At 70.0% G+C, this 26,897-nt stretch carries 23 protein-coding genes; 14 read left to right on the plus strand and 9 right to left on the minus strand.

Annotation, left to right across the window (positions count from 1 at the left end):
• On the plus strand, positions 1-3,123 hold the full coding sequence (locus DFW101_RS15685) for an efflux RND transporter permease subunit (RefSeq protein WP_009182509.1): 3,123 nt from the start codon (positions 1-3) through the stop codon (positions 3,121-3,123).
• On the opposite strand, the gene DFW101_RS15690 is transcribed toward DFW101_RS15685, so the two are convergent.
• Positions 3,077-3,691, minus strand: coding sequence for a hypothetical protein (locus DFW101_RS15690; RefSeq protein ID WP_009182510.1), 615 nt, complete (start codon positions 3,689-3,691; stop codon positions 3,077-3,079). The two genes, DFW101_RS15685 and DFW101_RS15690, sit on opposite strands and share 47 nt — an antisense overlap.
• A gap of 62 nt (positions 3,692-3,753) precedes the next feature.
• Entirely contained in the window at positions 3,754-6,252 is a 2,499-nt protein-coding gene (locus tag DFW101_RS20195) for a PAS domain S-box protein (protein WP_009182511.1), read from the minus strand.
• Between the two features lie 177 nt (positions 6,253-6,429).
• Between DFW101_RS20195 and DFW101_RS19830 the strand changes: the two genes are divergently transcribed.
• Both DFW101_RS19830 and DFW101_RS15705 read left to right on the plus strand, forming a co-directional pair.
• Positions 6,430-6,660 (plus strand): hypothetical protein, encoded by a 231-nt coding sequence (locus tag DFW101_RS19830; protein WP_009182512.1) that lies wholly within the window; start codon positions 6,430-6,432, stop codon positions 6,658-6,660.
• 214 nt (positions 6,661-6,874) lie between these two features.
• Positions 6,875-7,675, plus strand: coding sequence for a DUF169 domain-containing protein (locus DFW101_RS15705; protein ID WP_009182513.1), 801 nt, complete (start codon positions 6,875-6,877; stop codon positions 7,673-7,675).
• Between the two features lie 116 nt (positions 7,676-7,791).
• Here the strand turns inward: DFW101_RS15705 and DFW101_RS15710 are convergent, their stop codons facing one another.
• Positions 7,792-8,007, minus strand: a complete 216-nt coding sequence (locus DFW101_RS15710) for a hypothetical protein (RefSeq protein WP_009182514.1) — start codon at positions 8,005-8,007, stop codon at positions 7,792-7,794.
• A 272-nt stretch (positions 8,008-8,279) separates the two neighbouring features.
• Between DFW101_RS15710 and DFW101_RS15715 the strand changes: the two genes are divergently transcribed.
• The gene (locus DFW101_RS15715; protein WP_009182515.1) at positions 8,280-8,573 is read left to right on the plus strand and encodes a hypothetical protein; all 294 of its coding nucleotides are present in this window, start codon (positions 8,280-8,282) and stop codon (positions 8,571-8,573) included.
• A gap of 81 nt (positions 8,574-8,654) precedes the next feature.
• Here the strand turns inward: DFW101_RS15715 and DFW101_RS15720 are convergent, their stop codons facing one another.
• On the minus strand, positions 8,655-11,057 hold the full coding sequence (locus DFW101_RS15720) for a tetratricopeptide repeat-containing diguanylate cyclase (protein WP_009182516.1): 2,403 nt from the start codon (positions 11,055-11,057) through the stop codon (positions 8,655-8,657).
• 206 nt (positions 11,058-11,263) lie between these two features.
• Here DFW101_RS15720 and DFW101_RS15725 point away from each other — a divergent pair, with 206 nt between their 5' ends.
• The 4 genes from DFW101_RS15725 (at position 11,264) to treS (ending at position 16,679) form a co-directional block, all read left to right on the plus strand.
• The gene (locus DFW101_RS15725) at positions 11,264-11,890 is read left to right on the plus strand and encodes an MBL fold metallo-hydrolase (protein WP_009182517.1); all 627 of its coding nucleotides are present in this window, start codon (positions 11,264-11,266) and stop codon (positions 11,888-11,890) included.
• On the plus strand, positions 11,887-12,498 hold the full coding sequence (locus tag DFW101_RS15730) for a flavodoxin family protein (RefSeq protein WP_009182518.1): 612 nt from the start codon (positions 11,887-11,889) through the stop codon (positions 12,496-12,498). The genes DFW101_RS15725 and DFW101_RS15730 overlap by 4 nt, the downstream gene beginning before the upstream one ends.
• Complete coding sequence (locus DFW101_RS20200) at positions 12,488-13,252, plus strand: ComF family protein (protein WP_009182519.1); 765 nt, start codon at positions 12,488-12,490, stop codon at positions 13,250-13,252. Before DFW101_RS15730 ends, DFW101_RS20200 begins: the two co-directional genes overlap by 11 nt.
• A gap of 103 nt (positions 13,253-13,355) precedes the next feature.
• Positions 13,356-16,679, plus strand: a complete 3,324-nt coding sequence (gene treS / locus DFW101_RS15740; RefSeq protein ID WP_009182520.1) for a maltose alpha-D-glucosyltransferase — start codon at positions 13,356-13,358, stop codon at positions 16,677-16,679.
• Between the two features lie 9 nt (positions 16,680-16,688).
• On the opposite strand, the gene DFW101_RS15745 is transcribed toward treS, so the two are convergent.
• Positions 16,689-17,834, minus strand: a complete 1,146-nt coding sequence (locus tag DFW101_RS15745) for a sensor histidine kinase (protein ID WP_009182521.1) — start codon at positions 17,832-17,834, stop codon at positions 16,689-16,691.
• Between the two features lie 156 nt (positions 17,835-17,990).
• Between DFW101_RS15745 and DFW101_RS15750 the strand changes: the two genes are divergently transcribed.
• The 4 genes from DFW101_RS15750 to DFW101_RS15765 all read left to right on the plus strand — a co-directional run bounded on the left by DFW101_RS15750 (position 17,991) and on the right by DFW101_RS15765 (position 21,617).
• Positions 17,991-19,478, plus strand: coding sequence for an AAA family ATPase (locus tag DFW101_RS15750; protein ID WP_009182522.1), 1,488 nt, complete (start codon positions 17,991-17,993; stop codon positions 19,476-19,478).
• The gene (locus tag DFW101_RS15755; RefSeq protein WP_009182523.1) at positions 19,475-20,422 is read left to right on the plus strand and encodes a metallophosphoesterase family protein; all 948 of its coding nucleotides are present in this window, start codon (positions 19,475-19,477) and stop codon (positions 20,420-20,422) included. The genes DFW101_RS15750 and DFW101_RS15755 overlap by 4 nt, the downstream gene beginning before the upstream one ends.
• Positions 20,409-20,723 carry a hypothetical protein gene (locus DFW101_RS15760; protein ID WP_009182524.1) on the plus strand — a complete coding sequence of 105 codons (315 nt, stop codon included), beginning with the start codon at positions 20,409-20,411 and terminating at the stop codon, positions 20,721-20,723. The genes DFW101_RS15755 and DFW101_RS15760 overlap by 14 nt, the downstream gene beginning before the upstream one ends.
• A gap of 162 nt (positions 20,724-20,885) precedes the next feature.
• A complete protein-coding gene (locus DFW101_RS15765) occupies positions 20,886-21,617 on the plus strand; it encodes an ATP-binding cassette domain-containing protein (protein ID WP_009182525.1) in 732 nt (243 codons plus the stop codon).
• 93 nt (positions 21,618-21,710) lie between these two features.
• Here the strand turns inward: DFW101_RS15765 and DFW101_RS19835 are convergent, their stop codons facing one another.
• From DFW101_RS19835 to DFW101_RS15780, 4 genes are all read right to left on the minus strand, one after another.
• On the minus strand, positions 21,711-21,881 hold the full coding sequence (locus tag DFW101_RS19835; protein WP_009182526.1) for a hypothetical protein: 171 nt from the start codon (positions 21,879-21,881) through the stop codon (positions 21,711-21,713).
• A 10-nt stretch (positions 21,882-21,891) separates the two neighbouring features.
• Positions 21,892-22,353, minus strand: coding sequence for a CBS domain-containing protein (locus DFW101_RS15770; RefSeq protein WP_009182527.1), 462 nt, complete (start codon positions 22,351-22,353; stop codon positions 21,892-21,894).
• A 145-nt stretch (positions 22,354-22,498) separates the two neighbouring features.
• Positions 22,499-23,695 (minus strand): hypothetical protein, encoded by a 1,197-nt coding sequence (locus tag DFW101_RS15775; RefSeq protein WP_009182528.1) that lies wholly within the window; start codon positions 23,693-23,695, stop codon positions 22,499-22,501.
• Positions 23,692-25,185, minus strand: a complete 1,494-nt coding sequence (locus DFW101_RS15780; protein ID WP_009182529.1) for a mechanosensitive ion channel family protein — start codon at positions 25,183-25,185, stop codon at positions 23,692-23,694. The genes DFW101_RS15775 and DFW101_RS15780 overlap by 4 nt, the downstream gene beginning before the upstream one ends.
• 95 nt (positions 25,186-25,280) lie before the next feature.
• Here DFW101_RS15780 and DFW101_RS15785 point away from each other — a divergent pair, with 95 nt between their 5' ends.
• Together DFW101_RS15785 and DFW101_RS15790 are read left to right on the plus strand one after the other, a co-directional pair.
• Positions 25,281-26,105, plus strand: coding sequence for a TatD family hydrolase (locus DFW101_RS15785; RefSeq protein WP_043642997.1), 825 nt, complete (start codon positions 25,281-25,283; stop codon positions 26,103-26,105).
• Positions 26,106-26,213: 108 nt separating this feature from the next.
• A complete protein-coding gene (locus DFW101_RS15790) occupies positions 26,214-26,855 on the plus strand; it encodes a hypothetical protein (protein WP_009182531.1) in 642 nt (213 codons plus the stop codon).
• Positions 26,856-26,897 lie beyond the last annotated feature (42 nt).

Genomic DNA, 26,897 nt, shown 5'->3' on the forward strand with positions numbered 1-26,897 from the left:
ATGGTCAATTTCTTCATCGACCGGCCGGTTTTTTCCGCCGTCCTCTCCATCATCATCACCCTGGCCGGGGCCGTGTGCATCGCCACCCTGCCCATCGCCCAGTATCCGCAGATCGTGCCCCCCACCGTCCAGGTGGCCGCCACCTACGACGGGGCCAGCGCCCAAGTCGTGGAAGAGTCCGTGGCCACGCCCATCGAGCAGGAGGTCAACGGGGCCCAGGACATGCTCTACATGAACTCCGTCAGCTCCAACGACGGGCGCATGGTCCTAAACGTCACCTTCGACATCAGCCGCGACCTCGACCTGGCCACGGTCGACGTCCAAAACCGCGTGGCCCTGGCCAACTCCCGCCTGCCCTCGGAAGTGACCCGGCGCGGCATCTCGGTCAAAAAGCAGTCCCCGGACATGCTGCTGGTCATTAACCTCAACTCCCCGGACGGCAGCCGCGACACGCTGTTTTTAAACAACTACGCGAAAATCAACATCACCGACGCCCTGGCCCGGGTGCCCGGCGTCGGCAACGTGGCCGTCTTTGGCGAGCGCGACTACGGCATGCGCGTCTGGCTCGACCCGGACAAGCTGGCCCGCCTGGGCCTTACCGCCTCCGACGTGGCCAACGCCGTGCGCCAGCAAAACGTCCAGGCCCCGGCCGGCCAGATCGGCATGCCGCCGGCCCCGCCGGGCCAGGAGTTCCAGCTGACGGTCCAGGTCAAGGGCCGGCTGATCGACCCCGGGGAATTCGCCGACATCATCGTGCGCACGGGCTCGGGGGCCGAGATCGTGCGCATCCGCGACGTCGGCCGGGTGGAGCTCGGCAGCCAGAGCTACTCCGCCTTCACCCGCCTAAACGGCCAGCCCACCTGCACCATCCAGGTCTTCCAGCTCCCCGGGGCCAACGGCCTGGACGTGGTCAAGCAGATCCGGGCCATCATGGCCGAGCAGGCCGGCTACTTCCCCTCGGGCATGGCCTACACCATCCCCTACGACACCACCAAGTTCGTCACCGCCTCCATCCACGAGGTCATAAAAACCCTCTTCGAGGCCGTGCTCCTGGTCCTCATCGTGGTCTACGTGTTCCTGCAAAACGGCCGGGCCACGCTCATCCCCATGCTGACCGTGCCGGTCTCCCTGGTCGGCACCTTCGCCTTCATGCAGGTCTTCGGCTTCTCCATCAACACGCTGACCCTCTTCGGCCTGGTCCTGGCCATCGGCATCGTGGTCGACGACGCCATCGTGGTGGTCGAGGCCGTGCAGCACAAGATCGACCACGGCGGCCTGGCCCCGCGCGAGGCCACCCGGGCGGCCATGGCCGAGGTGGCGGGCCCGGTCATCGCCATCTCCCTGGTCCTCATCTCGGTCTTCGTGCCGGTCGCCTTCATGGGCGGGGTGACGGGCCGGCTCTACCAGCAGTTCGCCCTGACGCTCGCCGTCTCGGTCGCCCTGTCCGCCATCTGCGCCCTCACCCTCTCGCCGGCCCTGTGCGCGCTGATCCTGCGCCCGGCCGGCCAGGCCCGGGGGCCCCTTGGCGCCTTTTTCCGGGGATTCAACTATGTCTTCGACAAGACGACCAACGGCTACGCCGCCGGCGTGCGCGCCGCCATCCGCCTTTTCGTCGTCACCCTGGTCTGCCTCGGAGCCGTGGTCGGCGGCACCTACTGGCTCCTCAAATCCGTGCCCACGGGATTCGTGCCCGACGAGGACCAGGGCTATTTCATCGTCAACACCATCCTGCCCGAGGGGGCGTCGCTCGAGCGCAACGACGCCGTGGTCCGGCGCATGGAAGAGACCATCGCCGCCGACCCGGCCGTGGCCGACGTCCTGTCCCTGGGCGGCTACAACCTCCTGACCAGCACCTACAGCTCCTACGCCAGCGCGCTCTTCGTCATCCTGAAACCCTGGGAGGAGCGGGCCACGCCCGAACTGTCCCTGGACGCGGCCATGAACCGGGCCCGGCAGTTTTTTGCCGGCATCCAGGAAGCCATGGTCATGGCCTTCAACCCCTCGCCCATTCCCGGCCTCGGCACCACCGGCGGCTTCCAGTTCGAACTCCAGGACCGGGCCGGCGGCCAGGTCGGCGACCTGGCCCGGGTGGCCTACGAATTCCTGGACGAGGCCCGCAAGGAGCCGGCCGTCACCGGCCTTTTCACGGACTTCAGCGTGGACGTGCCCCAGCTTTTTTATAACCTCGACCGCGACAAGGTCCAGACGCTCGGCATCCCGCCAAGCGACGTATTCGAGGCGCTCCAGACCTATCTGGGCGGTCTCTACGTCAACGATTTCAATAAGTTCGGCCGCACCTACCGGGTCATGCTCCAGGCCGAGCCGCGCTTTCGCCGCAGCCCGTCGGACATCGAACGTTTCTACGTCCGAAGCGCCACGCGGGAGATGGTTCCCTTGAGCACGCTCGGCCAGACCACCGATATCCGGGGCCCCGAATACATCCGCCGTTTCAACCTCTTTCGCACCGTGGAAATCTCCGGCGGCACGCCCCCGGGCTTCTCCTCGGGCCAGTCGCTGGCCGCCATGGCCGGCCTGGCCAGGAGCAAGCTGCCGCTGGGCTACGGCTACGACTGGACCGGCATCGCCTTCCAGGAGGTGAAGGCCGGCAGCCAGTCGGTCTTCATCTTCGGCCTGGCCCTGGTCATGGTCTTTCTCGTCCTGGCCGCCCAGTACGAATCCTGGGCCGTGCCCTTTGCCGTCATCCTGGCCGTGCCCCTGGCCGTGTTCGGCGCCATGGCCGCCCAGATGTGGCGCGGGCTGGACAACAACGTCTACGCCCAGATCGGACTGGTCATGCTGATCGGCCTGGCGGCCAAAAACGCCATCCTCATCGTCGAATTCGCCAAGATGCGCCGCGAAAAGGGCGACACCCCGGCCGAGGCCGCCGTCGCCGCCTCGGTGCTGCGCTTCCGGCCCATCCTCATGACCTCCTTCGCCTTCATCCTCGGCGTGGTGCCCATGCTGGTCGCCACCGGCGCCGGCGCGGCCAGCCGGCATGCGCTCGGCACCGCCGTCTTCGGCGGCATGCTGGCCGCCACCATCCTCGGCGTCTACTTCGTTCCGGCGCTCTATTGCTTCATTCAGCGCACCGTGGACCGGCTGCGCGGCGGCGGGGTGGAGTAGGGGGAGGGGAGGAAGCGAAGAGCCTCCGGCGGCCGGGAGGGGGTGACCCCCTCCCGGCCGCCGGAGGCATCTTCCCTTCTCCTTCCCCTTCTCTTCCCCCTTGCTCTCCCACTCCACGCTTCGTGGAATGCTTCCCGCCGCAGCTGCCGCCCAATCCACGATCGCGCCGAAAGGCCGGGTCCACGCGACGGACGGACGGCCCGCCGCCGGCGGTGGCGAAGGGCCTGGCGGCCATGCGGTGGATGCCCCCCGGCCCCTGGCCGGCCAGGAGGACGAGGAGGCAGGGGAAAAGCAGCAGCGGCGGCACGGCGAGCAGGTAGGTCAGGATGTCGGTGGTGAGGAGAAAGAGGAGGATTTTCGAGGCCATGGCGTCGCGGGGCAGGGTCAGGGCGCAGCGGATGAGGGGCGGCGGGGCGAGGCTGTAGAGGGCGGTTTCGGGCCAGACGCCGAGGAAGAGCCAGGCGGCGGTCTTGCAGGCGCCCGCGCCGCCGACGCCGCCGATCCAGATGACGACCAAGCCCCCCGCGGCGAAGGCGGCGGCTTTTTGCAGCGGGTGCCGGCTGTCCATGCCCTGTCCTTGGCCCGCCCTGGCGAGGCCGGAGGAAGGGATGCAAGAACGGTGCAGGAAAATCAGGCCCGGCGGACGGCCGCGGCGGCCAGAACCCGGTCGAGCTCCGTCTGAAGCAGCGGTTTGGAGAGGTAGTCGTCGAGGCCCGAAGCCAGGAAGCGCTCCCGGTCGCCGGGCATGGCGTGGGCGGTGACGGCCGCGATGAAGACGCCGGCCCGATCGGGGTCGGCCAGGGCCCGGATGGCCCGGGTGGCTTCGAGGCCGCCCATGCCGGGCATCTGGATGTCCATGAGGATGCAGTCGAAGGGGTGCCGGATGACGGCGTCCAGGGCTTCGCGGCCATCGGCGGCGGTGGTGACGGCGTGGCCGCGCCGCAGGAGCAGTTTCTCGGTGATGTCGCGGCTGACCCGGTTGTCCTCGGCCAAAAGGACGCGCAGCGGCGGCAGGGCCGAGCTCTCGGCCCGGTGGAGGCCGGCCGGCAGTTCCGGCGCGAAGGCCTCCAGGCCGAAGAGGGCGGTGAAGGTGAAGACCGATCCCTGGCCGGGTTCGCTTTCGAGGCCGATCACGCCGCCCATGAGGCCGACCAGCCGGCGGGTGATGGCCAGGCCCAGGCCCGTGCCGCCGAAGCGCCGGGTATAGGAGCCGTCGGCCTGGGTGAAGGCCTCGAAGATGCGGTCGGCGTCCTCGGGGCGGATGCCGATGCCGGTGTCGCTGACGGAAAAGACCAGCTCCTGGGTGGCGTCCGGCCCGGCCGACTCCTGGGCCAGGCAGGTTTCCACGCACTGGACGCCGATGACCACGCCGCCGCGCCGGGTGAATTTGATGGCGTTGCCGACGAGGTTGACCAGGACCTGGCGCAGCCGATCCGCGTCGCCAAGGAGCACGTCGGGCACGTCCGGGGCCACGTCCACGTGGAGTTCCAGGCCGTTTTCCCGGGCCAGGACGCCGAGCGCGGCCTCGACCGAGGCCAGGACGCCGCGCAGGCCGAAGGGGTCCCGGGCCAGTTCCAGCCGGTCGGCCTCGATCTTGGAGAAATCGAGGATGTCGTTGATGAGCGTCAGAAGCGAGGTGGCCGAGTCCTCGATGTCTTTGAGAAAGCCCTGCTGGGCCGGATCGAGGCTGGTGCCGCCGAGGATCTGGGCCATGCCGAGGATGCCGTTCATGGGGGTGCGGATTTCATGGCTCATGTTGGCCAGAAATTCGCTTTTGGCCTGGCTGGCCGCTTCGGCCGCCTCCTTGGCCACGGCCATGGCCGCCTCGGCTTCCCGGCGCTCGGCCACTTCCCGGATGAGTTCCTCGTTCATGCGGTTGAGCGTCCGGGTCCGGTCGCGCACCATGTCTTCGAGGCGTTCGTTGATGCCTTCGAGTTCCTTGCGGGCCAGCACCCGGTCGGTGATGTCCTCGACGATGCCGGCCACCCGGTAGACGACGCCGGTGTCGTCGGCCACGGGAAAGTGGCGGGCCTGGACCCAGCGCACCGTGCCGTCGGGCCGCAGCAGGCGGTATTCCGGGAAGACGCCCGGGACCACGGGTCTGCCGGCCAGGGAGGTCAGGTACGAGAGGACCGGGTCCCGGTCCTCGGGGTGCACGCTCTCGAGCCAGGACAGGGGAGCCTCGTAGAGGCTTCTGGTGGTGCGGCCCCAGAGCCGTTCGTAGGCCGGGCTGATGTAAAACGTCCGTTTCCAGTCGGTGGCGGTGAGCCAGAAGACCTCGCCGATGGCCTCGGCCAGCTGGCGGAACTTCTTTTCGCTCGCGCGCAGGGCCCGTTCGGCCATGCGGCGTTCGGTGATGTCGCGGACCACGGCGATGATCCGGGTCCGGCCCTTGTAGGTGACGGCCCGCAGGCTGACCTCGGTCCAGAAGAGCCGGCCGCTTTTGTCCCGGGCCAGCCAGTCGAAGAGTTGGGGCCGGCCTTCGCCGGCCAGACGAAGCTTGGCCAGGATCTCGTCGGCGGAATAGGGCGGCGAGCCGGCGGTGAGGTCGGGGGGCGCCAGGCGGCGGAATTCCTCCAGGCTGTGCCCGAAAAGGTCCACGGCCCGGTCGTTGGCTTCCAGGAACGCGCCCGTGGCCGCGTCCTGGATGAAGATGGCGTCGCTTACGGCGTTGAATATGCTGCGGTACTCGGCGTCGCTTTCCCGGAGCGCCGCTTCGCTTTGCAGCCGGTCCGTGATGTCGTGGCCGCAGCCGAGCACGGCCGCCTGGCCGCCCGCCGCAGGGGCGAGGAGGGCGTGGCTCCAGCTGATGCGCCGCCGGCCCGGGGCGGCAAGGAGGTCCCAGGCGTCGGACCGGCCGTGGGCGGGCAGGCGGCCGGCCACGATGCCGGCCAGGGCGGCCCGGCCCCGGTCGTGGTCTTCCGGCGGGATGGCCAGTTCGAACCAGTCCCGGCCGAGGGCCTCTTCCCGCGTGCGGCCGAGAAAGGCCAGGCCCCGGTCGCTTATGGCCGACAGGCGGCCGTCCGGGGCCAGGACCACGACGATGTCGCCGGCGGTTTCCCACAGCGCGGCGCACAGGGTGCCGGCCTCGGTCGGCGTTTGGTCGGTGGGGGCTGTCGCATTTTGCATGGTGTGGGGAGCGGCGCTTGCCGGTTGCGGACAGGCTTAGCCGTTATGTCCCTTTTCCGCCGGCGCGGCAAGGGGACGCCGGCCCGGTTGGCGGTTGCCCGGGACCGCGCCTGGCGCTTTGGCGGGCCGACGGGCGCCTGACGCCCAAGGCGTGGCCGTGTGGATCGGAGAGCATCCTTGCCGGCGGCCGGCGTCCTGGCCGCCGGCCGCGGCGCTCCCGGCGCGGCCCTGGCCAAGGCCATGGGCCTGCCGGCCACCAAGCGCGTCACCCTGGCCCAGGCCGTGGGCTCCCCCAAGAGCTCGCGTCACGAAATGGGCGTTGCGAGTGTTTTGGTATCCGGAAACGACACGGTGCGCCATTGCTGTGACCGCAACGTTCCTGGCGGACTGCCTGCAACGTCCTTGTGACAAAAATCACAAGTCTTTTGCTGTCCGCAACGGATTCGTGCATCCGTCAGGTGATAAAAAGCGCAAAAGTTTTCCGGTTGACAGGCCTTCGACCTGATCGATATATAATTGAAAACAATACGGTACAGACGGCGGCCGTGGCCGCCGTCCCGTGCCGCAAGTCGCCCCGGATGCCCCGGGCTTCCAGGCCGATCAAGCGGAACAAGGAGAAGTCATGGAAAAACTGTCCTACCAGGAGATGCAGCGGGTCCTCATGGACGAGCTGCGCCTCATGCATTATCCCATCGCCATCAAATACTTTTTCGACCAGGCCGAGCTCGATGCCTTCAAGGCCCGGGGGGCTCACTACCTGCCGGCCAAGGCACTCACCTTCTGCCAGGCCGAACTCGGGGCCCGCATGGAGGGCCTGACCGTGCTCGTCGGCAAGGAGCAGCTCGGCTGCTCCAACGCCAAGTGCGTGTTCGGCTGGAAGGAGATCGACGCGGCCGAGATCAAGGGCCACCTCAAGTACGTGCGCGACCTGGAGCAGGCCGAGCGGTTTGTCAAAAGCAAGCCGCGCCTGGAAAAGGACTTGCTGGCCGTGGCGGTCTCGCCTCTGGCCGACACCATGTTCGACCCGGACGTGGTCCACTTCTACTGCGACAACATGCAGGCCTACCACCTGGCCGTGGACTGGATGGCCGCCCGGGACATCCATCCCCTGCGTCCCAACATGACCATCAATTCGGCGGCCTGCGCCGGCAACGTCCAGGCCTACAATACCGGCGAGGCCAACATCTTCCTGGCCTGCAGCGGCAGCTACAACGCCGGCAAGACCGAGCGCGGCGAGATCAACGTGGCCATCCCGGGACCGGATATCGGGCTCGTGGTGGAGCGGTTGCTCGCCCGCAAGGAAGGGACCGGCGGCGCGTCCCTCACCCGCTCCGGCCACCCCTTCCCGGGCGCGGACATCTGCAAGAACTGTCCGCTGATCGTGTTCAAGAAGTGCGAGTCCCCGCTGGCCGAGGCGGACTGAATCCCACGGCCGCAGGCGGCCGTCTCCAGACCGAAACCCGGCCGTTGGCGGGTTTTCGAACGCCGGCAAGGCGGTCCCCCAGGGGGCCGCCTTTTTTCATGGAACGGGACGGGGGATCAGGCTTCGGCCCGGACGATGGCCCCGAGGCCGGTGTCCAGGGTCCGGGTGCTGATGGCATGCGGCGTTTCGTCCGGCACGTTGGTGCCGATGTGGACCGCGGCCGCTTCCCGGGCGAAGTGGGCCCCGGCCAGGGCGGCCGTGAAATCGGCCTCGGGCGTGCCGTCGTAGCGGGTCAGGAAGGCCGCCCGCTCCCACATGCGGTCGGAGATCATGGGTCTGGCTCCTTGGGGGCCGTTTGGACGAGGCTAACCGGACTGCGGCCGCCGGGCAAGGGGTTTGCCGACATGTCGTCGGTGTGGGCAAAAAACGTAACCGCCTGGTGAAAAAATCGGGCTTCGCGGCCGGGCCGGCCGGGGCCGGCGGCAGGGCCGTTCCGTCTTTTGCCTGCCGCATCGGCGGGTTGGCCCGATGGGCCGCCGGCCGACGGCCGTGGCACGTTCCTGGCATGGGGAAAAGCGTCATGGTTTTTCACAGGGAGGTCTCTATGAAACGTCTGCTTTGCACCCTGGCCCTGGTCCTGGCCGTCCTGGCCCTGGCCGATACGGCCCGGGCCATCACCGTGGCCGGCCCCGGTTTCGCGGTCAGCGTGCCCGTCTATGTCGGCCCCGGCTATGTGCCGCCGCCGGTCTACTATCCGCCGGCACCCGTGTACTACGCGCCGCCGCCGGTCTACGTCGGCCCGGGCTATGTGCCGCCGCCGGTCTGGGCAGGGCCGGGCTACCGGCCGGGCCCCCGTCCGGGCTTCGCGCCGGGCCCCGTCCCGCCGCGCTTCCGCTAAACGGCCGTCGAAACAACGCGGCGCGGCCGGGAATTGCTCCCGGCCGCGCTTTTTTTGTGGTCTGTCCCGCCCGGCGGCGGCTCAGACGCCCTCGGCCCGGGCCAGGGCCTCCCGGGACTCGTCGGCCTTGCCCTGGACGGACAGGGCCCGGGCCAGCTCCTTCCAGAATTCGCCCCGGTCGGGCCGCAGGGCCACGGCCTGCCGGGCCATGGCCTCGGCAATGGCCGGATCCTGCCCTTCTTCCAGATAGAGCCGGGCCATGAGGTGCAGGGAAAAGGCGTCCTTGGGATCGTGGAGGAGCGCCTGGTGCAGGTGCTCCCGGGCCTCGTCCAGGCGGCCGCGCTTGAAGGCCAGCCGGGCCAGGTGGCGCAAGGTCAGGGCCGGGCCGTTTTTCGCCCCGGCCGCCCGCTTGTAATACTTGAGGGCCGCGTCGAACCGTCGGCTCTCCTCGGCCATCCGCCCCAGGCGCAAGAGGCTGTAGACGTGGCCCGGGTTGGCGCGCAGGCACTTCTGGAAGGCGCTTCTCGCGGCCGCGTTCTCCCCCAGCCGGCGGCACACACAGCCGAGGTTGTAAAGGGCCATGGTGTTTTTGGCGTCGCGGCCGATGACCTGGGTGAATTCCGCCCGGGCCTGGGGCAGGCGGCCGAGCTTGGCCAGGCAGATGCCGAGCGAATTGCGGGCCAGGGTGTTGCCCTCGTCGGCGAGCAGGGCCTGCTTGTACTCCTCCATGGCCGCGTAGATGTCGCCCATGGCGAAAAGCCGGTCGCCGCTGACGGTCAGGGACAGGGAGTCGAAGACCGCCAGGCGCGGGCCCTTGGGCAGGAGCAGGGCATGGTCCAGGGCCTTGCGGCAGTTGTCCGGCACATCGGCCCGGGCGAAGTGGAGAAAGGGATAGCCGGCCAGGCCCATGGCCGCCGTGACGCCGAGCCGTTCGGCCAGGGCCCCGACGGCGGTCTCGGCCGCCTCGAGCAGGGCCGCCGGATCGCGCTCGGGCAGGTAGAAGACGAGCTTGGACGAGCTGAACCGGCCGCCGACGGCGTCCGGCCCGAAAAACATCCGGCAGGTGGCCGCAGCCTCGGCCATGTCCGCCTCGGCCGGCCGGCCGGTGCGCCGCTCGGACGGCACCTCGGGCAGAAGCACCAGGACCATGGTGAATTCCTGCCGCTTTTCCCGGTCCGAGGCCATGACCCGCAGGAAATCGTGGTGCCCGTAGAGCCCGGACACCATGTCCCGGCGCGGCGGGCCCGCGTCCCCGCCGGGGGGCGCGGCCTCGGTTTCCGGGGCCAGGAGCAGCCGGTCCCCGGGCTCGATGGGCCAGTGGGGGTCGGTCAGCTGGAGCACCTCGGCAAAGGCCATGTCCTCGCCCACGTCCATGAGCACGGCCTCGCCCTTGAAGGTGGTCGGGTAGCGGCCGGAAAGCCGCTCGCCGTCGGATTTGCGGATGTCGAGGGTCCGCTCGTCGCGCGGCGACCAGATGAGAAACCGCTGGCCGGCCTCGGCGTCCACGCCCCGGCCGTGGCTGACCGAGATCCGGGACAGGGGCAGGGTTTCGAGGACCACGCCGCCCTCGGCCAGGATGCGGTGGTAGGCCATGACCTGGTCGCGGCCGAGGTCCTTGGCCACGGACAGGGCCCGCTTGGCCTTGCCGAGAAGGAGCCTCGCCTGTTCGGCCGGCGGGGCCACGAACTGCCCGCCGCGCATGTCCTGGGGATACATGGCGCAGCCGGCGCTGGCCGTGAGGCTGAACTGTTCGCCCGTGGCCCGGACCGGAAAGGTCATGCGGGCAAGTTCCCGCAAAAAGCCCTCGGCCGTCTCCCGGCACCGGGCCGCCGAGGCCCCGGGCAGAAAGAGGCCGAAGAGGTCGTCGTGGAGCCGGGCGGCCAGCCCCCCCTCCGGGCACATCCCTTCGAGCAGGCCGCCCACCCGGCCAAGGGCCGCCTCGGAAGCCACGAAGCCGTACCGGGCCGCCACCCGGCTAAAGGCGTCGAGATCCAGGGCGATGAGGCCGAAGCCGCCGCGAAGGCCGGTCAGGCCGGGGTCGACCAGGCTGGCCGAGCCGGGCAGGATCCGGTCCTGGACCAGCTCGATCTCGCGGGTCAGGGTCCCGGTCAGGGTGTGGCCCGAGGCCAGGCCGGTCAGGGCGTCGGCGGCCGCGGCCCGGGTCAGGGCCAGCTGGGCCAGCGCCATGGCCCCGATGCGCGGCAAAAGCGGCAGCATGGCGCGCGGCGCGGGCAGGGACGCCCCCCGGGCCACGAACACGCCAAGCAGCCGGTCGTCGGCCACGAGCGGGATCAGGAGCTTGCGCTCGGCCGGCAGGTGGGCGGCCTGGGCGTATCCCTGGCCAAAGCCGGCGGCCATGGGGTCGTCGGCCGTGGGCGGGAAAAAAAGGCTGTAGGTTTTAAACGACAGGAACCTGGAAAACACGTCTTTCAGGAACTGTTCGTGCAAAATGAGATCGCGTTGCGAAAGAGGCGCCAGAGGCATTGCCGCTACCCCGCTTGGTGGCTGTGTGTGGGGGTCTGCTCTACCGTTGACGGGCCTGGAAAACAAGCGGAAGCGGCGGTCTTTGGCCACGGCGCTTGACGGACCGGGCCCGGAAGCGGCACACCCTGGGCCAGGGCGCGGCAAGCGCCCCGTGGCCGTCCGGCCTGCGGCCGGCCCGTACCAAGCCATCGGGAGTGAAGCGCTGCATGGATATCCGGACTTTTCCCCTCGGCCCCCTGGAAACCAACTGCCATGTGGCGGTCGTTGGAACAGCGGCCGTGGCCGTGGACGTCGGCGGCGACCCGGCCCAGGTCGCGCAGTTTCTGAAGGAAAAAGGCCTGGCCCTCGAGGCCGTGCTCCTCACCCACCTCCACTGCGACCACCTCTACGGCGTCGGCACCCTGGCCCGGGAGTTCGGGGCCAAGGCCTACGGCGGCGCCGGGGACGCCTTCCTGCTCGACACCGAAGTCGGCGCGGGCGGGCTCATGGGCCTGCCGCTGGTGCCGCCCTTCGACTGGGAGCCGATCGCGCCCGGCGAAACCACGCTCCTCGGCCAGCCCTGCCGGGTCCTGGCCACGCCCGGCCATTCCCCGGGCAGCCTGTCCTATCACTTTCCCGAGGCCGGGGTGGTCTTTGTCGGGGACCTGCTTTTCTACCGCTCCATCGGCCGCACCGACTTCGCCGGCGGCGACTACGACGCGCTGATCCGGTCGGTGGCCACGGAAATCTTCGCCCTGCCGCCGGCCACCCTCGTCTATGCCGGCCACGGCCCGGCCACGACGGTCGGGGACGAGAAGCGCCACAACCCGTTTTTCTCGGAGTTCGCCCGGTGACGGCCGGGGCCGGGCCGGGGGTGGTTTTTCTCTGCGGCCCGAGAAGCGGCGGCAATTCCGACGCCGCCGGCCTGGCCTTTGCCCGGGGACTGGCCCGGGCCGGGCGGGAGGCGGAGATCGTCCGGCTGCGCGACCACACGGTCGCCCCCTGCCGGGGCTGCGGGGCCTGCGCCCGGCCGGGCCACCGCTGTCCCCTGGCCCGGCCGGGCGACGCGGCCGAGGCCCTGTTCGAAAAGCTTCGGGCCACGCCCGTGGCGGCCTTTGCCGCGCCCATCTATTTCTACCACGTGCCGGCGCTCTTCAAGGCCCTGATCGACCGGGCCCAGCGCCACTACGAGATCCGGCTCGCCGCCGAGGCGGCCGCGCCGCCCGTGGCCACGCCGCCTGCCCGCGCCGCCCATGTCCTCCTCGTGGCCGGCCGTCCCCGGGGCGAGCGGCTTTTCGAGGGCGCCCTCTTGACCCTCAAATACTTCCTGTGGCCGTTTCACCTGCGCCCGGCGGAGCCCTGTCTCCTGCGCGGGCTGGACGCGCCCGGCGATCTCGCGGCCGACGCCGGGGCCACGGCCCGGGTCGAGGCCTACGGCGAGGACGCCGGCCGTGGAACGTAGGCCGCCCCTGTTCCGCCGCCTGGCCCGGAGCCTTGGGCGTGCCCTCCTGGCCCTGGGCGACCGCTGCCAGGTCTGCCACGGGCTTTTGACCGGCCCGGCCGGCGCCGGCTCCGTCTGTCCGGCCTGCGCCGCCCGGCTGGCCCCGCGCCTTGGCGGCCACTGCCCGCGGTGCGGCGAGCTGGCCGAAGACCCGGCCGCGCCGCCGCTGGTCTGTCCGGCCTGCCTGGCCGGCGGCCGGTCCTGGGACGGGTTCGCCTTCCACGGCCGCTACGAGGGGCTCCTTCGCGATCTGGTCCTCGGTTTCAAATTCAACGGCCGCCTGGGCCAGGGCCGGCTCCTGGCCGGGTTTCTGGCCGAAGCCTGCCTGCGGGCCGCGGCCCGGACCGGGCCGGGGTCCATGGCCGGCGGCCCGGACGTCCTTGTGCCGGTGCCGCTCCACCCCAGGCGCCTGGCCTGGCGCGGCTTCAACCAGAGCCTGGTCCTGGCCCGGCACCTGTCCCGGGCGCTCGGCCGGCCGGTGGCCCCGGCCGGCCTCGCCCGCCTGCGCGACACCACCCCCCAAAGCCAGCTGCCGGGCCCGAGACGCCTGGCCAACATCCTCGGGGCCTTTGCCGGCAGCCCGGCGGCGGTGGCCGGCCGGCGGGTGCTTCTGGTCGACGACGTCATGACCACGGGCGCGACCGTGGACACGGCCGTGCGGGCCTTGCTCCTGGCCGGGGCGGCCCGGGTCGACGTGGCCGTGGTGGCCCGGTAGGCCGGTCAAAAAGGCCGGGTCCGATCCGATGGCCCAACAGTGGCTAACGCGCCAGGATTGTGTATAAGGAAGGCAAAACCTGCACGGCCAAGGAGTCCTCTTCATGTCCCCCATGCGCTTCCCCGGTGACGACGATCCCCTCTGGTACAAGGATGCGGTCATCTACGAGGTCCACGTCAAGGCCTTCATGGACGGCAACGGCGACGGCATCGGCGACTTCGCGGGCCTGACCAGCCGGCTCGACTATCTGGCCAATCTCGGGGTCGACACGCTCTGGCTCCTGCCCTTTTATCCCTCGCCCCTGCGCGACGACGGCTACGACATCGCGGACTATTACGGCATCCATCCCCACTACGGGACGCTCCGCGATTTCAAGGATTTCCTGCGCGAGGCCCACGACCGGGGCCTCAAGGTCATAACGGAGCTGGTGGTCAACCACACCTCCGATCAGCACCCCTGGTTCAAGCGGTCCCGGGTGGCCCCCCCGGGCGACCCCTGGCGCGACTACTACGTCTGGAGCAAGACCCCGGACAAGTACCGCCAGGCCCGGATCATCTTCAAGGATTTCGAGCACTCCAACTGGACCTTCGACCAGGAGGCCGGGGCCTACTACTGGCACCGCTTCTATTCCCACCAGCCCGACCTCAACTACGACAATCCGCGCGTCAGAAAGGACATCACCAAGGTCATGGACTTCTGGCTGTCCCTCGGGGTCGACGGCCTGCGCCTGGACGCCGTGCCCTACCTCTACGAGCGCCGGGGCACCAACTGCGAAAACCTGCCCGAGACCCACGGCTTCCTGAAAAAGCTGCGGGCCCACGTGGACACCCGGTTCAAAAACCGCATGCTCCTGGCCGAGGCCAACCAATGGCCCGAGGACGCGGTGGCCTATTTCGGCGACGGCGACGAGTGCCACATGGCCTACCACTTCCCGATCATGCCCCGGATCTACATGGCGCTCATGATGGAGGACCGGTTTCCCATCCTCGACATCATGGAGCAGACCCCGGCCATTGCGCCGACCTGCCAGTGGGCCATGTTTCTGCGCAACCACGACGAGCTGACCCTCGAAATGGTCTCCGACGAGGAGCGCGACTACATGTACAAGGTCTACGCCACGGACCGGCAGGCGCGCATCAACCTCGGCATCCGCCGCCGCCTGGCCCCGCTCATGCAGGGGAGCCGCCGGCGCATGGAGCTTATAAACTTCCTGCTCCTGTCCTTTCCCGGCACGCCCATCATCTACTACGGCGACGAGATCGGCATGGGCGACAACTTCCACCTCGGCGACCGCGACGGCGTGCGCACGCCCATGCAGTGGAGTCCGGACAAGAACGCCGGCTTTTCGAGCGCCAATCCCCAAAACCTCTACCTGCCCGCGGTCATCGACCCCCAGTACCACTACCTGGCCGTCAACGTGGAGAACCAGGAGGCCAACCTGTCCTCCTTCTTGTGGTGGATGCGCCGGATGATCGCCCTGCGGCGTCGGCTGCCGGTCATGGGCCGCGGGGACATGGTTTTTTTGAACGCGGAGAACAGCAAGGTCCTGGCCTTCACCCGGTCCTACGAGGGCGAGGTCATCCTGGTGGTGGTCAACCTGTCGCGTTTTTCCCAGATGGCGGCCATCGATCTGGCCGCCTTTGCCGGCATCACGCCCGTGGACGCCTTTTCCGGCACCCGCTTCCCGCCCGTCACCGCCGCGCCCTATGTCCTGCCGCTGTCCCGGCACGACTACTACTGGCTGCGCCTGGCCCGGGGGGAGGAGCAGGCCCGGGACACGGCCTCGGCCGCCATCCCGCGCCTGGATCTCAGCCTGGGGCTCAAGAGCCTGCTCGGTCCGACCCAGCGCAAGGCCCTGGCCGAGGAGGCCCTGCCGCCCTACGCCCGGCGCATGGGCCCGGCCGGCCCGCCCCTGGCCGGGGCCAGACGGGTGGTCATCCTCGACGCCGTGCCCGTTGGGCCGCGCGGGCTGACCGCCTGGCTGCTGCTGCTTGAAATCCAGACCCTGACCGGCGAGAGCCGGGTCGCGTCCTTTGTCCTGGCCCTGGCCACGGGCGAGGAGGCGGCCGCCATCGAACGCGACAGCCCCCGGGACGTGGTGGCCCAGGTCTCCCACGCCGGCCGGGAGGGAACGCTGGTCACCGGCTTTGCCATGCCCGGGCTTCGGGCCTGGTGGCCGGAGGCGGTTTTCCGCAAGGCCCGGCTGCGCGGCGCCGACGGGGTGCTCGTCGCCCTGCCCGAGCCCGGCTACGCCCGGACCCCGTGCCGGGACGGGGCCTGTCCGTCGTCGCGGATGGTCCGGGAAGGGCAGAGCAACATCGGCCTGGAATATAACGGCGAACTCTACTTCAAGTTCTACGGCACCCTGGACGGCGGGCCCCACCCCGAGGCCGAGATGCTCCGCTACCTGTCCGGGGAGGGCGGCTTCCCCCAGACCCCGAAGCTGGCCGGGGTGGTCGAATACCGGCCCAAGGGCGGCGGGGAGGCCATCACCGTGGCCACGGTCCAGGAATACGTGGCCGGGGCCCGGCAGGGGCTCGACTTCACCCTCGAGCACCTGGAACGGTATTTCGAACAGCGCCGGGCCCTGCCCGACCGTCCCCAAGGGCCCGAAGAGGCGTCCGGCAGCGGGGACGGTTCCCCGGACATGGCCAGATCCATGGCCGGCATGGCCGACGAGTTCTACCTGGAGATGGCCAGGCTCCTCGGCCGGCGCACGGCCCAGATGCATCTGGCCCTGGCCCGGGGCCAGGGCGCCTTCGCGCCCGAGCCCTTCACCAAGCTCTACCAGCGGTCCGTCTACCAGGCCATCCGCAACCGCATCCGGCGGGCCACGGCCCAGCTCGCCCGTTCCCTGCCGTCCCTGCCCCCGGAATGGCGGGAGGCGGGTGCCTTGGCCGTGGGCTGGGAAACCCCGTCGCTCCAGGCCATCGCCGGCCTGCTGACGGCCTCGGTCGAAACGGTCAAGATCCGCATCCACGGCGAGTTGCGCCTGGAAAATCTGCTCTTTACGGGCAAGGACTTTCTGGTCGTGGATTTCGAGGGCGATCCCAGACGGCCGGTGGGGGAACGCCGGCTCAAGCGGTCGGCCCTTCGCGACGTGGCCTCCCTGTTCTATTCGTTCTACGCGGCCGGGGAAGCCGGGGTCGGCCGGCACAAGGAGGCCCATCCCGAGGATGCCGAGCGGGCCGGCGGCTGGGCCTGGCCGTGGGCCGAGGCGGTTTCCCGGGCCTTTTTCGGGGCCTATGCCGCCGAGGCCGGGGATTCGCCCATCCTGCCGGGCCGCCGGGAGATGCTGCTTCTGCTCAAGAGCTTCCTGCTGGAGGAGGCCTACAATGCCCTGGCCCTGGCCCTGGCCATGGACGGCCGGCCGGAACGGATCGGGGCCCCGCTCTCCTGCATCCGGCTGGTGCTGGAACTTAAGTGAGGCGGGGGTTCAGGACGGGTTGCCGCGGGGAAGCCTGACCCGGAAGATGGTGCCGGTTTCGGGGCCGGACTCGAGCGCCACCGAGCCGCCGAGGTAGCGCTCGGTCAGGAGCTTGATGCTGTAGGTGCCAAGGCCCCGGCCGAGGCCCTTGGTGGAAAAGGACCGGTTGAAAATCCGCATGCGCACGCTGCGCGGGATGACGGCGCTGTTTTGCACCCAGAATTCCACCGCCTCCGGGCCGGCGGCGCAGCCCATGCGCACGAGGCCGCCCGGTTCCGTGGCCTCCAGGGCGTTTTTGACCATGTTGCCGAGCACCCGGCGCAGGAGCACCGGGTCGGAGTCGAAGACCACCGTGTCGCAGCCGTCGTGGACCTCGATCCGCTTGCCCCGGGCCTGCTCGCCGTTCTGGAAGGTGGCTTCCACCACCTCCAGGATGTCGCCGGAGCGAAGCGGCGCGAAGTTGGTCTCGAGTTCGTTGGTCTCGGCGGCCAAGAGCTGCTTCTGGTAGGTGATCTCGTCGGTGAGTTGGACCATGGCCCGGTGGATGAGCTGGGCGTCGGGGCGCAGGTCGTCCTCAACCTCCTCGGCCATGAACTCCATGAGCCCTTGCAGGCCCCCAACGGTATTGAGCATGTCGTGGAAAAAGATCCGCTCCAGGGTCCGACGCCGCTTTTCGTGGCTGACGTCGGTGATGGAAAAGATGACGAACTGCTCGGCGTCCAGGGCAAAGGGCGAGGAGGAGACCCGCAGGTCCAGCGCCTCGACCTTGCCGCCTTCCTCGCGGTTGATGTTGCACTCCTGGACGTTTTCCCGGCCGGCAAGGCCCAGCAGGATGGAACGCACGGCCCCGCAGTGGGCGCAGAATTCCCCGGTGCCGCAGCCGCCCGGGGTCTTTGCCGCGTGCACGCAGCGAAAGGCCTCGCCCGGCCGCTTGCCAAGGGCCTCGCGGATGTCCGGCACGCCGATCGCGTCCACGAACTTGCGGTTGCCGAACACGACCTGGCGGCAACGGTTGAGCACCATGGAGATGACCGGGATGGCGTTCAGGATCGCCGGTATTTCATGGCCGGTCAGAATGGTGAACTGGCGGTCGATCTCGTCGAAGGGGGCCCGTTCGGCCGGGGCGAAACAAGTCTGGTCCAAGGCGGCGGACATGGCGGCTCCTGGCTTGTATCTCTGATGATGGGCCATTGTTAAGGACAGCGCCTGGAAAGTAAAGCCCTTTTAGGAGACCCTCCCCCTTCCCCGCCCCGGGAAGGCCGCGCCTTTGCCCTTGAATAATCCCGCCGCATCTGGTCTCTTTGGACGGAAATGATCACACGGCTCACGCTTCTCGATTTCATGGCCCACGCCCGGACGGTCTTCGACCTGGCCCCGGGCCTAAACGTCCTCACCGGCCCGAACAACACCGGCAAGTCGGCCGTGGTCGAAGCCCTGCGCTGCCTGGCCAGAAATCCGCCGCCCAAACACGTCATCCGCCACGGCGCCACCGAGGCCCGGGTGACGGCCGAGACCGACGACGGCACCACCGTCACCTGGGTCCGCCGGCCGAAATACGCCCTTTACGAGCTGACGCGGCCGGGCGCGGCCGCACCGGAAGTGTTCGCCAAGTTCGGCCGCACCCCGCCCGAGGCGGTCCTGGCCGTGCTTGGCCTCGGACCCGTGCCCATCGAGGGCGGCGACGAGGTGGACGTCCACATCGGCAACCAGCGCGAGCCGGTCTTTCTGCTCAACCAGCCCGGTTCGGTCCTGGCCGGCTTTTTCGCGGCCTCGACCGAGGCGGCCCATCTGATTGGCATGCAAAATCGGCTGACCGACCGGACGAAAAAGGCCAAGGCCGAGAAAAAACGGCTGGAAGGACGCATGGCTGGCCTCCTGGCCGAGCTCGACAAACTTGCGCCGCTGCCGGACCTGGAACTGCGGCTCGGCGCGGCCACGGACCTGGAGGCGGCCCTGGCCGCCGGGGACCGGCAGGCGGCCGGCCTTGCCGCCGTGCTGGCGGCCGGGCACGGACTTCGCGGCCGCGTGGCCGGCCTTGGCCGCAGCCGGGACGCCCTGGCGGCGCTCGCCTTGCCGCCGGAATTGGCCCCGACCGCCGCCCTGGCTGGGGCCGTGTCCAGGCAAGCCGCCCTGGCCGTCCGGCTCGATCGGACCGTGGGCCGCCGGCAAGCCCTGGCGTCGCTCACCGACCCGCCGGCCCTGGCCGACACGGCCCGCCTTTCTTCCCAGTCGGACGGCCTCGCCCGCCTGCGCACAGACGAAGCCCGCGCGGCCGGCCGGGCCAGGGCCCTGGGTCCGCTCGCGCCGCCGCCGGCCCTGGCCGACCTGGCCGGGCCGGCCGATCTGGCCCGCCGCCTGGACGAGGCCCGGCGGGCGGCCAAACGGCTGGCCGGCCGCGACCGGACCCTGGACAAACTGGCTGCCCCGCCCGAAACGGCCCCGGTGGCACCGCTTGCCGCCCTGGCCGGACGCCTGGAAGCGGGCCGGGCCGCGGGACACGCCCTGGCCCGCCGGAACCGGACCCTGGCCGGGCTGGCCCCGCCGCCGGTTCCGGCCGACGTCCAGCCTCTGGCCGCGACCCTGGCCGCCCTGGCCGAGGCCCGGCAGGCCGTTGCCGCCGCCGAGGCGGCCGCCGCCGGAAGCGCCGCGTCCCTGGCCGCCCTGGCCGGGCGCATCGAGGCCCGATTGGCCGAACTCCCCGCCTGTCCCCTGTGCGGCGGGGAACTCTCCGCCGCCGATTTCCTCGGGCCCGGCCACCGCCACGCCACCCCCGGGCCCGGGGCCGGAAAGACGCCATGACCCTGCCCACGAAAAAAGCCCGCGGGCTCCTTTGCATCCCCGATCCCCACGTGGCCGGGGCCCCGCCCATGCAGCGGCTCGAATCCTTCATGGACGACGTCCTCTCCAAGCTCGCCGCCTGCCTGGACGAGGCCGCCCGCGAGGACCTGGTGCCGGTCGTGCTCGGGGATCTCTTCCACTGGCCGCGCGAAAACCCCAACACGTTGATGGTGGCCCTGATCGAGCTCTTCCGGCCCCATCATCCGTTCGTCCTGGTCGGCAACCACGACAAATACCAGGCCCGGTTCACGGCCGACACCTCCCTGGCCGTCTTGCGGGCGGCCGGCGTGGTCGAGGTTCTGGAGGCGCCGGGCCTTTTCCTGCGCCTGGAGACGCCCACCGGCACGGCCGTCATTGGCGCGTCCCCGGACGGGGCGCCCCTGCCGGCCTCGGTCGAAAAGGCGGCGGACGAGGAGAGCGTCTGGCTGACCCACCACGGCATCGGCTTTCCCGACTACCTGGAGCAGCGGATCAAGATCCGGGAAATCCCGGGCCTCGACTGGGTCATAAACGGCCACATGCACCGGCCCCAACCGACCGTCACGGCCGGCGCCACGCGCTGGGCCAACCCCGGCAACATCACGCGCCTCCACTTCAGCCGGCGGTCCAAGGAGCGCGTCCCCATGGCGGCCATCTGGCGGCCCGGGGCCGACGATCTGGAACGGTGGCCCATCCCGCACCGGCCCTTCGAGGAAGTCTTCCCGGACCAGGAGTTCCCGCCCGAGGAGACGGCCGCGCCCGAGGTCGAATCCCGGTTTCTCGAAGGCCTGGCCCGCCTCGCCTGGCGACGCACCCGCGAGGGGGCCGGGCTGCGGGAATTTTTAAGCGCCAACTTGAACCCCGAAAACCCGGAAACGAAAATCATCTGGGAGCTTTACCGCGAGGTCACCCATGCCGACGAATGAACCGGCCGCCCCCGACGCCGACGCCCGCCTGGAACGCGAACTGGCCGGGCTCAAGGCCCAATACGAACGCCTGCGCGACGACAAGGTCCGCACCGAGCAGGACCTCTCCCACCTTCAAAACCAGCTGGCCGAACTCGAAGCCAAGGCGCAGGCCGAATACGGCACAGCCGACCCCGAGGCCCTGCGCCGGCTCCTGGAACAGAAGCGCGCCGACAACGCCCGCCTCGTGGCCGAGTACCGCGACCACATCGCCACCGTGCGCCGGGAATTGGAGTCGGTGGAGAAGGCGTTTGAAGGGTAGAAAGAGGAAAGAAAGGGGGATGAAGAATGCCTCCGGCGGCCGGGAGGGGATGATCCCCTCCCGGACCCTCCCCAACGGGGGAAAAGTATGTGAGCACAGGCCGCTGAGGACCGGGTGACGGAAGTGTGCCCTGTTGTGCGAGAAGGGGGGCAGGAGAGCCTGATGGAGAGTGAAACGGCTTTGGATTGGACGGCGTTGGCCGAGGAGCGACGGGAGCTGGAACGGCGGGTGTACCGGCTGTCCGGCGCGGCCGAGGGGCGGGTGCGGGACTACGGCGCGGCCCGGGCGGCTCTTGGGGAGGTCGAGGCGTTTTTGGCCCTGTCGCCGGGCGTGGCGGCCCGGCTGGAGGAGCTGACGGCGGAACTCTTCGGCGAGGTGCTCGACGAAATCGAGGCCGACCTCAGCCACGCCGTGCGCGAAATCCTCGGCCAGGACCGCACGGTCGTGTCCCGGCGCGAGGTCAAGGGCAACCGGCTTTGCATCGAATTCGACATGGAGCAGGGGGGCAATGTCGAGGACATCTGGTCGGGCCAGGGCGGGTCGGTCTGCAACATCCTGTCGGTCGGGCTGCGGCTCATTGCCCTGTCCCAGCTCGATCCGGCCGCGCACCGGCCGTTTCTGGTCCTCGACGAGCAGGACTGCTGGATCAAACCCGACCTGGTGCCCGGGTTCGTGCGCCTCATTTCCGCCATCGCCGACCGGCTCGGCATCCAGGTCCTCTACATCAGCCACCACCCGGTGGATCTGTTTGCGGACCAGGCCCGCCGCGTCTTCGCCCTGCGCCCGGGCCGCGAAGACGGCCCCCGCCTGGAAATCCTGACCGACCGGGCCTTGAACGCGGCCACGCTTCCCGCCCTCGACGCCTCGGCAACCACCGCCCCCACCGACGACTGATCGCCCAAGCTCCCCCATCTCTCCCTTTCAGGGGGTCCGGGGGGGGATGATCCCCCCGGCCGCCGGAGGCATCTTCGCTCTTCTCTTCCCGTACTATCCGCAATTGCAACTGACGCAGCTGCAGCCCGGGCAGCCGCAGCCGACGCCGCTTTGGGGGTCGAGGGCGAAGGCGGCCAGGGCGTCGGCCGGGGCGGCCTTGGCCACGGCGAAGAGGCCAACAGTGAGGGTCAGGGCCAGGAGGGTGATAAGGATGATGCTTCGCATGGGTGCTTCCTTAGAGGTTTTGGACCAGGAAGTGGAGGATCATGCGCCGGCTGATTTCGCCGACGAGGACGCCGTTGGGGTCGATGACCGGCAGGGCGGTGATGCCCTTGGTGACGATCAGTTCGCTGGCCATGACGAAGAGGTCTTCGGGGTGGGCGAAGGGGTAGTCCGCGTCCATGAGGCTGCCGACGCTGGTGTCGGAGATGGCGGCCATGTTGTGGCGCAGGGCGTCGAGGAGTTCCTCGCGGCCGTCGAGCCGGCCGGCCTTGGCCTGTTCGATGACCGGCGGCGGCACGATGACGGACAGGAGCATGTGGATGGTGACCACGCCGAGCAGCCGGTCGCAGTGGTCCACCACGTAGGTGTTGCGAAAGATGTGGGCCATGCCGCCGTACCAGATGAGCACATGGCCGACCGGAGCCTCGGCGCGTACCTTGATGACGTTTGTTCGCATGATATCGGCTATTTGCATGGTGATATCCGGGCCTGTATTTGTGAAAAAAAGTACGACGAACATAGCAGGCCCGAACGGGGGCGTAAAGGGATTCCCGCCCGCCGTCGGTTGCCGCACGGGAGACTTTTGCGTGCGGCAACCGCCGGTTGTGCGGTCGCGGGGGCTAGGAAAGGAGGGCCGAGACGAGCGGCACCAGGACACAGCCCGCGGCCGCGCCGGCCAGGGCGGCGGGGCATGGCGGGGCAAGGGCGGGGGCGGGTAGGCCGGACGGTTCCCGGCGGCCCAGGCCCCGGCACACGCCCAGGGTCTCGCCGGCCAGGAAGGCGGCGGCCAGGGCCGGGAGATGGACGAACAGGGCCCCGGCGTAGAGGTCGTAGAGGAGCAGCAGGCCGACCAAGGCGGCGGCTTCGGCCAGGCCGGCGGCGGCCGCCCGGGCCGCGTCCGGGGAGAGGCCGGGCAGGCGTTTCCGGTCGCCCAGGGCCACGAGGGCTCCGGCCAGGAGCGCGGCCACGGCGAGCCCCGTGGGCAGGCCGGTCGGCGACGGCCGGCCGGGCGCTTCCTGACGGGCCAGGACCTGGGCCGCCCGGGGCGTGGCCGGAATGGCGTCGATGGGGCACTGCCAGGCAAAGGCCTGCAACCTGGCGTCAATGAGTCCCGAGACCGGCAGCAGCAGCACGAAGAGCAGGGCCAAGAGCGACAGCCAGGATTCCAGACGTCGCCCGCCCGGGGCCCCGGCCGCGCAGAGAAGCCCGGCCCCGGCGCAGCCGATGCCGATGTCCAGACAGGCGTTTAGGGGCGAAAGCTTGGGGATGGCCACGAACTGGACAAAGAGCGCGCCCAAAACCCCGGCCAGGGGCACGGCCAGGGGCAGGGGCAGCCGGGCGGCCGGGGCCGGGGCTTTGCGTCCGGCCACGTCCGCCACCAGGGCCAGGCCGATGCCGAGGCAAAGGCCCACCGGCAGGAAGGCGACCAGCCCCGAGCCGAGGACGGCAAGGGGCGCGAGCGCCGTGCCGGCCAGACGGGCCAGACCCGGCCGGACAAGGCTCGCCAGGGCCAGGGTGGCGGGCAGGCACAGGGCGAGAAACCCCAGGAGCGGGGCGAGCTGGTCGGCCGGATCGCGGCCCGCCGGCCGGCGGCGGCCAAGGACGGTCCCGGCCGCCATGGCCAGGGGGAGCACGGCCAGGGACGCGGCCATGGCCAGGGTGTTGCCGCAAAAAAGGAGCAGGTGTTCCCGCAAAAGCAGGCAGGTAAGCGCCGTGCCGGCGAAACCCAGGGCAAGGGCGGCCGGCAGGGGACGGCCGGTATGTTCGGCGTGGCCGCCTGGGCCGGACGGGCCGGCGTGGTCGGAGGGGTGCGTCATAAAAAGAGCTTGCAGAACCTGGCAAACAGGGTTGTCGCCTCGTCCACGGCCTGGGGGGCGGTGGCGCTGCGGTTGGCGGCGGCCCGGGCGGCGAAGATGCCGCGCACCCGGTCCACGATTTCGGGATTGCGCGACAGGACCATGCGGAAGGCCTCCCGGTCCACTTCCAGGCACCGGGTCGTTTCCACGGCCCGCACGTCGGCCTGGCGCGGCTCGCCGGTCAAGAGCGCCATCTCGCCGAAGATCTGGCCCGGCGCCAGCCTGGCCACCTCCTTGCCGTCCAGGACCACGGCCACGAGCCCGGACAGGATGATCGACATGGTGGTCCCGGTCTCGCCCTTGGCCATGATGGTCTGGCCCGGGGAGAAGCGGCGCGGCACCGACACCCGGGCCAGCATGGCGAGGTCCGCCTCGGCCATGCCGGCGAGCAGTTCCACGCCGGCCAGGGCGGCGAGGTCGGTGCCGGGCGCGTCCTCGCCGGCCGGTTTGCCCTTGAGCAGGCGGCGGGCCGGGGCCGGGATCTCGATGCCGCGCTCCAGGAACTGGTACCAGACCGTGGACAGGACCGCGTCGGCCGCGGGCAGCCGGCCGCCATAGCCCGTGACGCTATAGGAGGCGGCGTAGACGAGCCGGTCGGCCTGGATCTCGTGGAGCCGGGCCACGGGCGCGGGGCTTTTGACCACGCCCTCGGCCCGGCCAAGGGCCGTCAGGATGGCGGACTTGACCTTGACCGGCGGGGCGTCCAGGGGGGCCGGCACGTAGAGGACTTGGCGCAGGGTCGAGTCGGGCCGGTCGTAGTTGACGAGCCGGTCCTTGGCCACGGTGTTGTTCGGCAACAGCGCCTCGTTGCCGTCGGCGGTCACGACCTTGGTGTAGCGCCAGGTCACTTCCGTCACCTGGCCGTCCACGTCCCCGACCCGGATCCAGTCGCCTTCCTGGAAGGGCTTTTCGATCTGGAGCAAAAGTCCGGAAAAGAGGCTGCCGATGGTGTCCTGCATGGACAGGCCGATGACGGCCGTGAGGATGGCCGAGGAGGTCAAAAGCGAGCCGAGCTGGATGTCGAAGAGCTGACTGAGGGCCAGGCCCAGGAGCACGGCCAGGAGGCAGAACTTGAGCAGGTCCTGGAGGATGTGGCGGCCGGGTTTGCCGAGGGCCCGGCCCGGCAGGAGCTTGGCGTAGAGGAAATCCACGGCGTGGCCGCCGGCCATCCAGGCCATGGCCAGGGAGAGCAGGATGAAGGCCCGCTCGGCCTGGGTCCGGGCCTGCGGCGCGAGGCTGCCGTGCAGGCCCCACAGGAGGCCGAGGCCGGCAAGCCACTTGACGAGCCCCCCCAGGGAGCGGCTAATGACCCCCCGGCGGCGCAGGAGGCCGAGCACGGCCGAGATCGCCAGAAAGGCGGCCACAAAGGCGGCCAGCCGGATGCCGAAGGTCAGCACGAGGCGGCCGAAGTCGGACAGGCCCGGGGGCAGGGATAACAGACCGGGGAACAAGGGGCGCGGCTCCTTCTCGGGTTTCCGCCCTCCTACGTGGCCTGTGCCCTGGCGTCAACGCGGCCGCCGCCATGGTGCGGAAAGGGAGCAGCAAGGTGTCCAAAAAGAAACGGGAACGGCCGGATCCGGCCAGCCTGGGGCTGGCCCGGGTGGGGGTGGAGAGCCACGCCCACCTGGACATGGGAGAATACGAGGCCGGCGAGATCGGACCGGTCCTCGACCGGGCGGCAGCGGCCGGCGTGGCCCGGGTGGGGAACGTGTTTCTGGGGCCGGCGGCCTTTGCCGCCCACCGGCAGTATTTCGACGACCGGCCCGAGGTCTTTTTCCTGTGCGGCATCCATCCCTGCGATGCGGCCAAGGCCGCGCCCGGCGACCTGCCGGCCCTGGAGGCGGCCTTTCGCGCCGAGCCGCGGCTGCGGGCCATGGGCGAGATCGGGCTCGACTATTACTGGGACCAGGAGACCAAGGCCGTGCAGCGGCAGGTCCTTGGCGACCAGCTGGCCCTGGCCCGGTCCCTCGACGTTCCCGTGGCCATCCACAGCCGGGAGGCCGAGGCCGACACCCTCTCGGTCCTGGACGACCTGGGGTTTCGGGACCGGCCCCTGGTGTGGCACTGTTTCGGCGGCGGGGCCGACCTGGCCCGGGAGGTCCTGTCCCGGGGGTGGCAGGTTTCCATTCCGGGACCCGTCACCTATCCCAAGAACACCGATCTGGCCGCAGCCGTGGCGGCCATGGACCTCGGCCGGGTGCTCCTTGAGACCGACGCGCCCTTTCTCTCGCCCGAGCCCTGGCGCGGCAAGCGCAACGAGCCGGCCTACCTGGCCTTCACCGCCGCCCGGGTGGCCGAACTCACGGGCCGCGACGTGGCCGCCGTCTGGCAGGCGACCGGCGACAACGCCCGGCGTTTTTTCGGGCTCTAGCCGGTTTCACGCCCAGGGCCGCCACGGGATCCCGGCGACTTGCCGAAAATCCGGCGGCCGGCTACACTGCCGCAGCAACCACGCAACATCCCGGGGGAAGGCACGGATATGGCTCTTTACATCACCACCCAAGGCGACATCGACCAGATCATCGTCTCCTCGCTGCCGCGGGCCTTTGTGCAGAAGATCTACCGCCACTGTTGGGGCAAGAACAACACCCCCTACTTTGCCGGCAACTGCTTTCGGGGCGTGCTCTATTTCGACGAACGGCTGGCCGGAAAATATGCCGAGGACCTGGGCCTTCTCTGGCGGGGCTGGCTTTCGGTCGACAAATTCTACCACCGGACCGGCTCGTCCTACGAGCACGGCCTGACGCTTGCCGTCCGGGCGGACGGCGAGGCGTCGACCCTCTCCTCGGTCGGCATCCCGGTGCTCGAGACCCGGCCGCAGCTCGGGGACTACCTCGGCCGGCTCGGCGAGGACGAGGTGCTTTGTCTGCTCGGGTCCGTGGACAAGGGCGAGATGGTTTTTTCCCTGCCCGATTTCACCGGCCCCTTTGACCCGGACAAGCTCGTCCTCCAGGTGGACCGCCTTTCGGACCTCTACTGCGAGGAAGCCGTCGTCACGGGTCTGGCCTACGACGGCCGGCGGCTGTCCATGGAAAGCGGCGATTCCCGGGGCAAGAACATGATCGACCCGCTGCTCGTCGGCCGCGACGGCAAGCTCCTCGACATGTACGATTTCGCCTGAGCCCGACGCGGCCGGGCGACCGGCATCCCCTGTCCTTCGAAG

Origin of the sequence: Solidesulfovibrio carbinoliphilus subsp. oakridgensis, from assembly GCF_000177215.2 — a bacterium.
GTDB classification, from domain to species: Bacteria; Desulfobacterota; Desulfovibrionia; order Desulfovibrionales; family Desulfovibrionaceae; genus Solidesulfovibrio; species Solidesulfovibrio carbinoliphilus.

Excerpts from the sequence above, each read along its gene's own strand:
- DFW101_RS15685 (WP_009182509.1), top strand. The coding sequence starts at position 1 with ATGGTCAATTTCTTCATCGACCGGCCGGTTTTTTCCGCCGTCCTCTCC.
- DFW101_RS15690 (WP_009182510.1), bottom strand. The coding sequence starts at position 3,691 with ATGGACAGCCGGCACCCGCTGCAAAAAGCCGCCGCCTTCGCCGCGGGG.
- DFW101_RS20195 (WP_009182511.1), bottom strand. The coding sequence starts at position 6,252 with ATGCAAAATGCGACAGCCCCCACCGACCAAACGCCGACCGAGGCCGGC.
- DFW101_RS15705 (WP_009182513.1), top strand. The coding sequence starts at position 6,875 with ATGGAAAAACTGTCCTACCAGGAGATGCAGCGGGTCCTCATGGACGAG.
- DFW101_RS15710 (WP_009182514.1), bottom strand. The coding sequence starts at position 8,007 with ATGATCTCCGACCGCATGTGGGAGCGGGCGGCCTTCCTGACCCGCTAC.
- DFW101_RS15715 (WP_009182515.1), top strand. The coding sequence starts at position 8,280 with ATGAAACGTCTGCTTTGCACCCTGGCCCTGGTCCTGGCCGTCCTGGCC.
- DFW101_RS15720 (WP_009182516.1), bottom strand. The coding sequence starts at position 11,057 with ATGCCTCTGGCGCCTCTTTCGCAACGCGATCTCATTTTGCACGAACAG.
- DFW101_RS15725 (WP_009182517.1), top strand. The coding sequence starts at position 11,264 with ATGGATATCCGGACTTTTCCCCTCGGCCCCCTGGAAACCAACTGCCAT.
- treS (WP_009182520.1), top strand. The coding sequence starts at position 13,356 with ATGTCCCCCATGCGCTTCCCCGGTGACGACGATCCCCTCTGGTACAAG.
- DFW101_RS15745 (WP_009182521.1), bottom strand. The coding sequence starts at position 17,834 with ATGTCCGCCGCCTTGGACCAGACTTGTTTCGCCCCGGCCGAACGGGCC.
- DFW101_RS15750 (WP_009182522.1), top strand. The coding sequence starts at position 17,991 with ATGATCACACGGCTCACGCTTCTCGATTTCATGGCCCACGCCCGGACG.
- DFW101_RS15755 (WP_009182523.1), top strand. The coding sequence starts at position 19,475 with ATGACCCTGCCCACGAAAAAAGCCCGCGGGCTCCTTTGCATCCCCGAT.
- DFW101_RS15760 (WP_009182524.1), top strand. The coding sequence starts at position 20,409 with ATGCCGACGAATGAACCGGCCGCCCCCGACGCCGACGCCCGCCTGGAA.
- DFW101_RS15765 (WP_009182525.1), top strand. The coding sequence starts at position 20,886 with ATGGAGAGTGAAACGGCTTTGGATTGGACGGCGTTGGCCGAGGAGCGA.
- DFW101_RS19835 (WP_009182526.1), bottom strand. The coding sequence starts at position 21,881 with ATGCGAAGCATCATCCTTATCACCCTCCTGGCCCTGACCCTCACTGTT.
- DFW101_RS15770 (WP_009182527.1), bottom strand. The coding sequence starts at position 22,353 with ATGCAAATAGCCGATATCATGCGAACAAACGTCATCAAGGTACGCGCC.
- DFW101_RS15775 (WP_009182528.1), bottom strand. The coding sequence starts at position 23,695 with ATGACGCACCCCTCCGACCACGCCGGCCCGTCCGGCCCAGGCGGCCAC.
- DFW101_RS15790 (WP_009182531.1), top strand. The coding sequence starts at position 26,214 with ATGGCTCTTTACATCACCACCCAAGGCGACATCGACCAGATCATCGTC.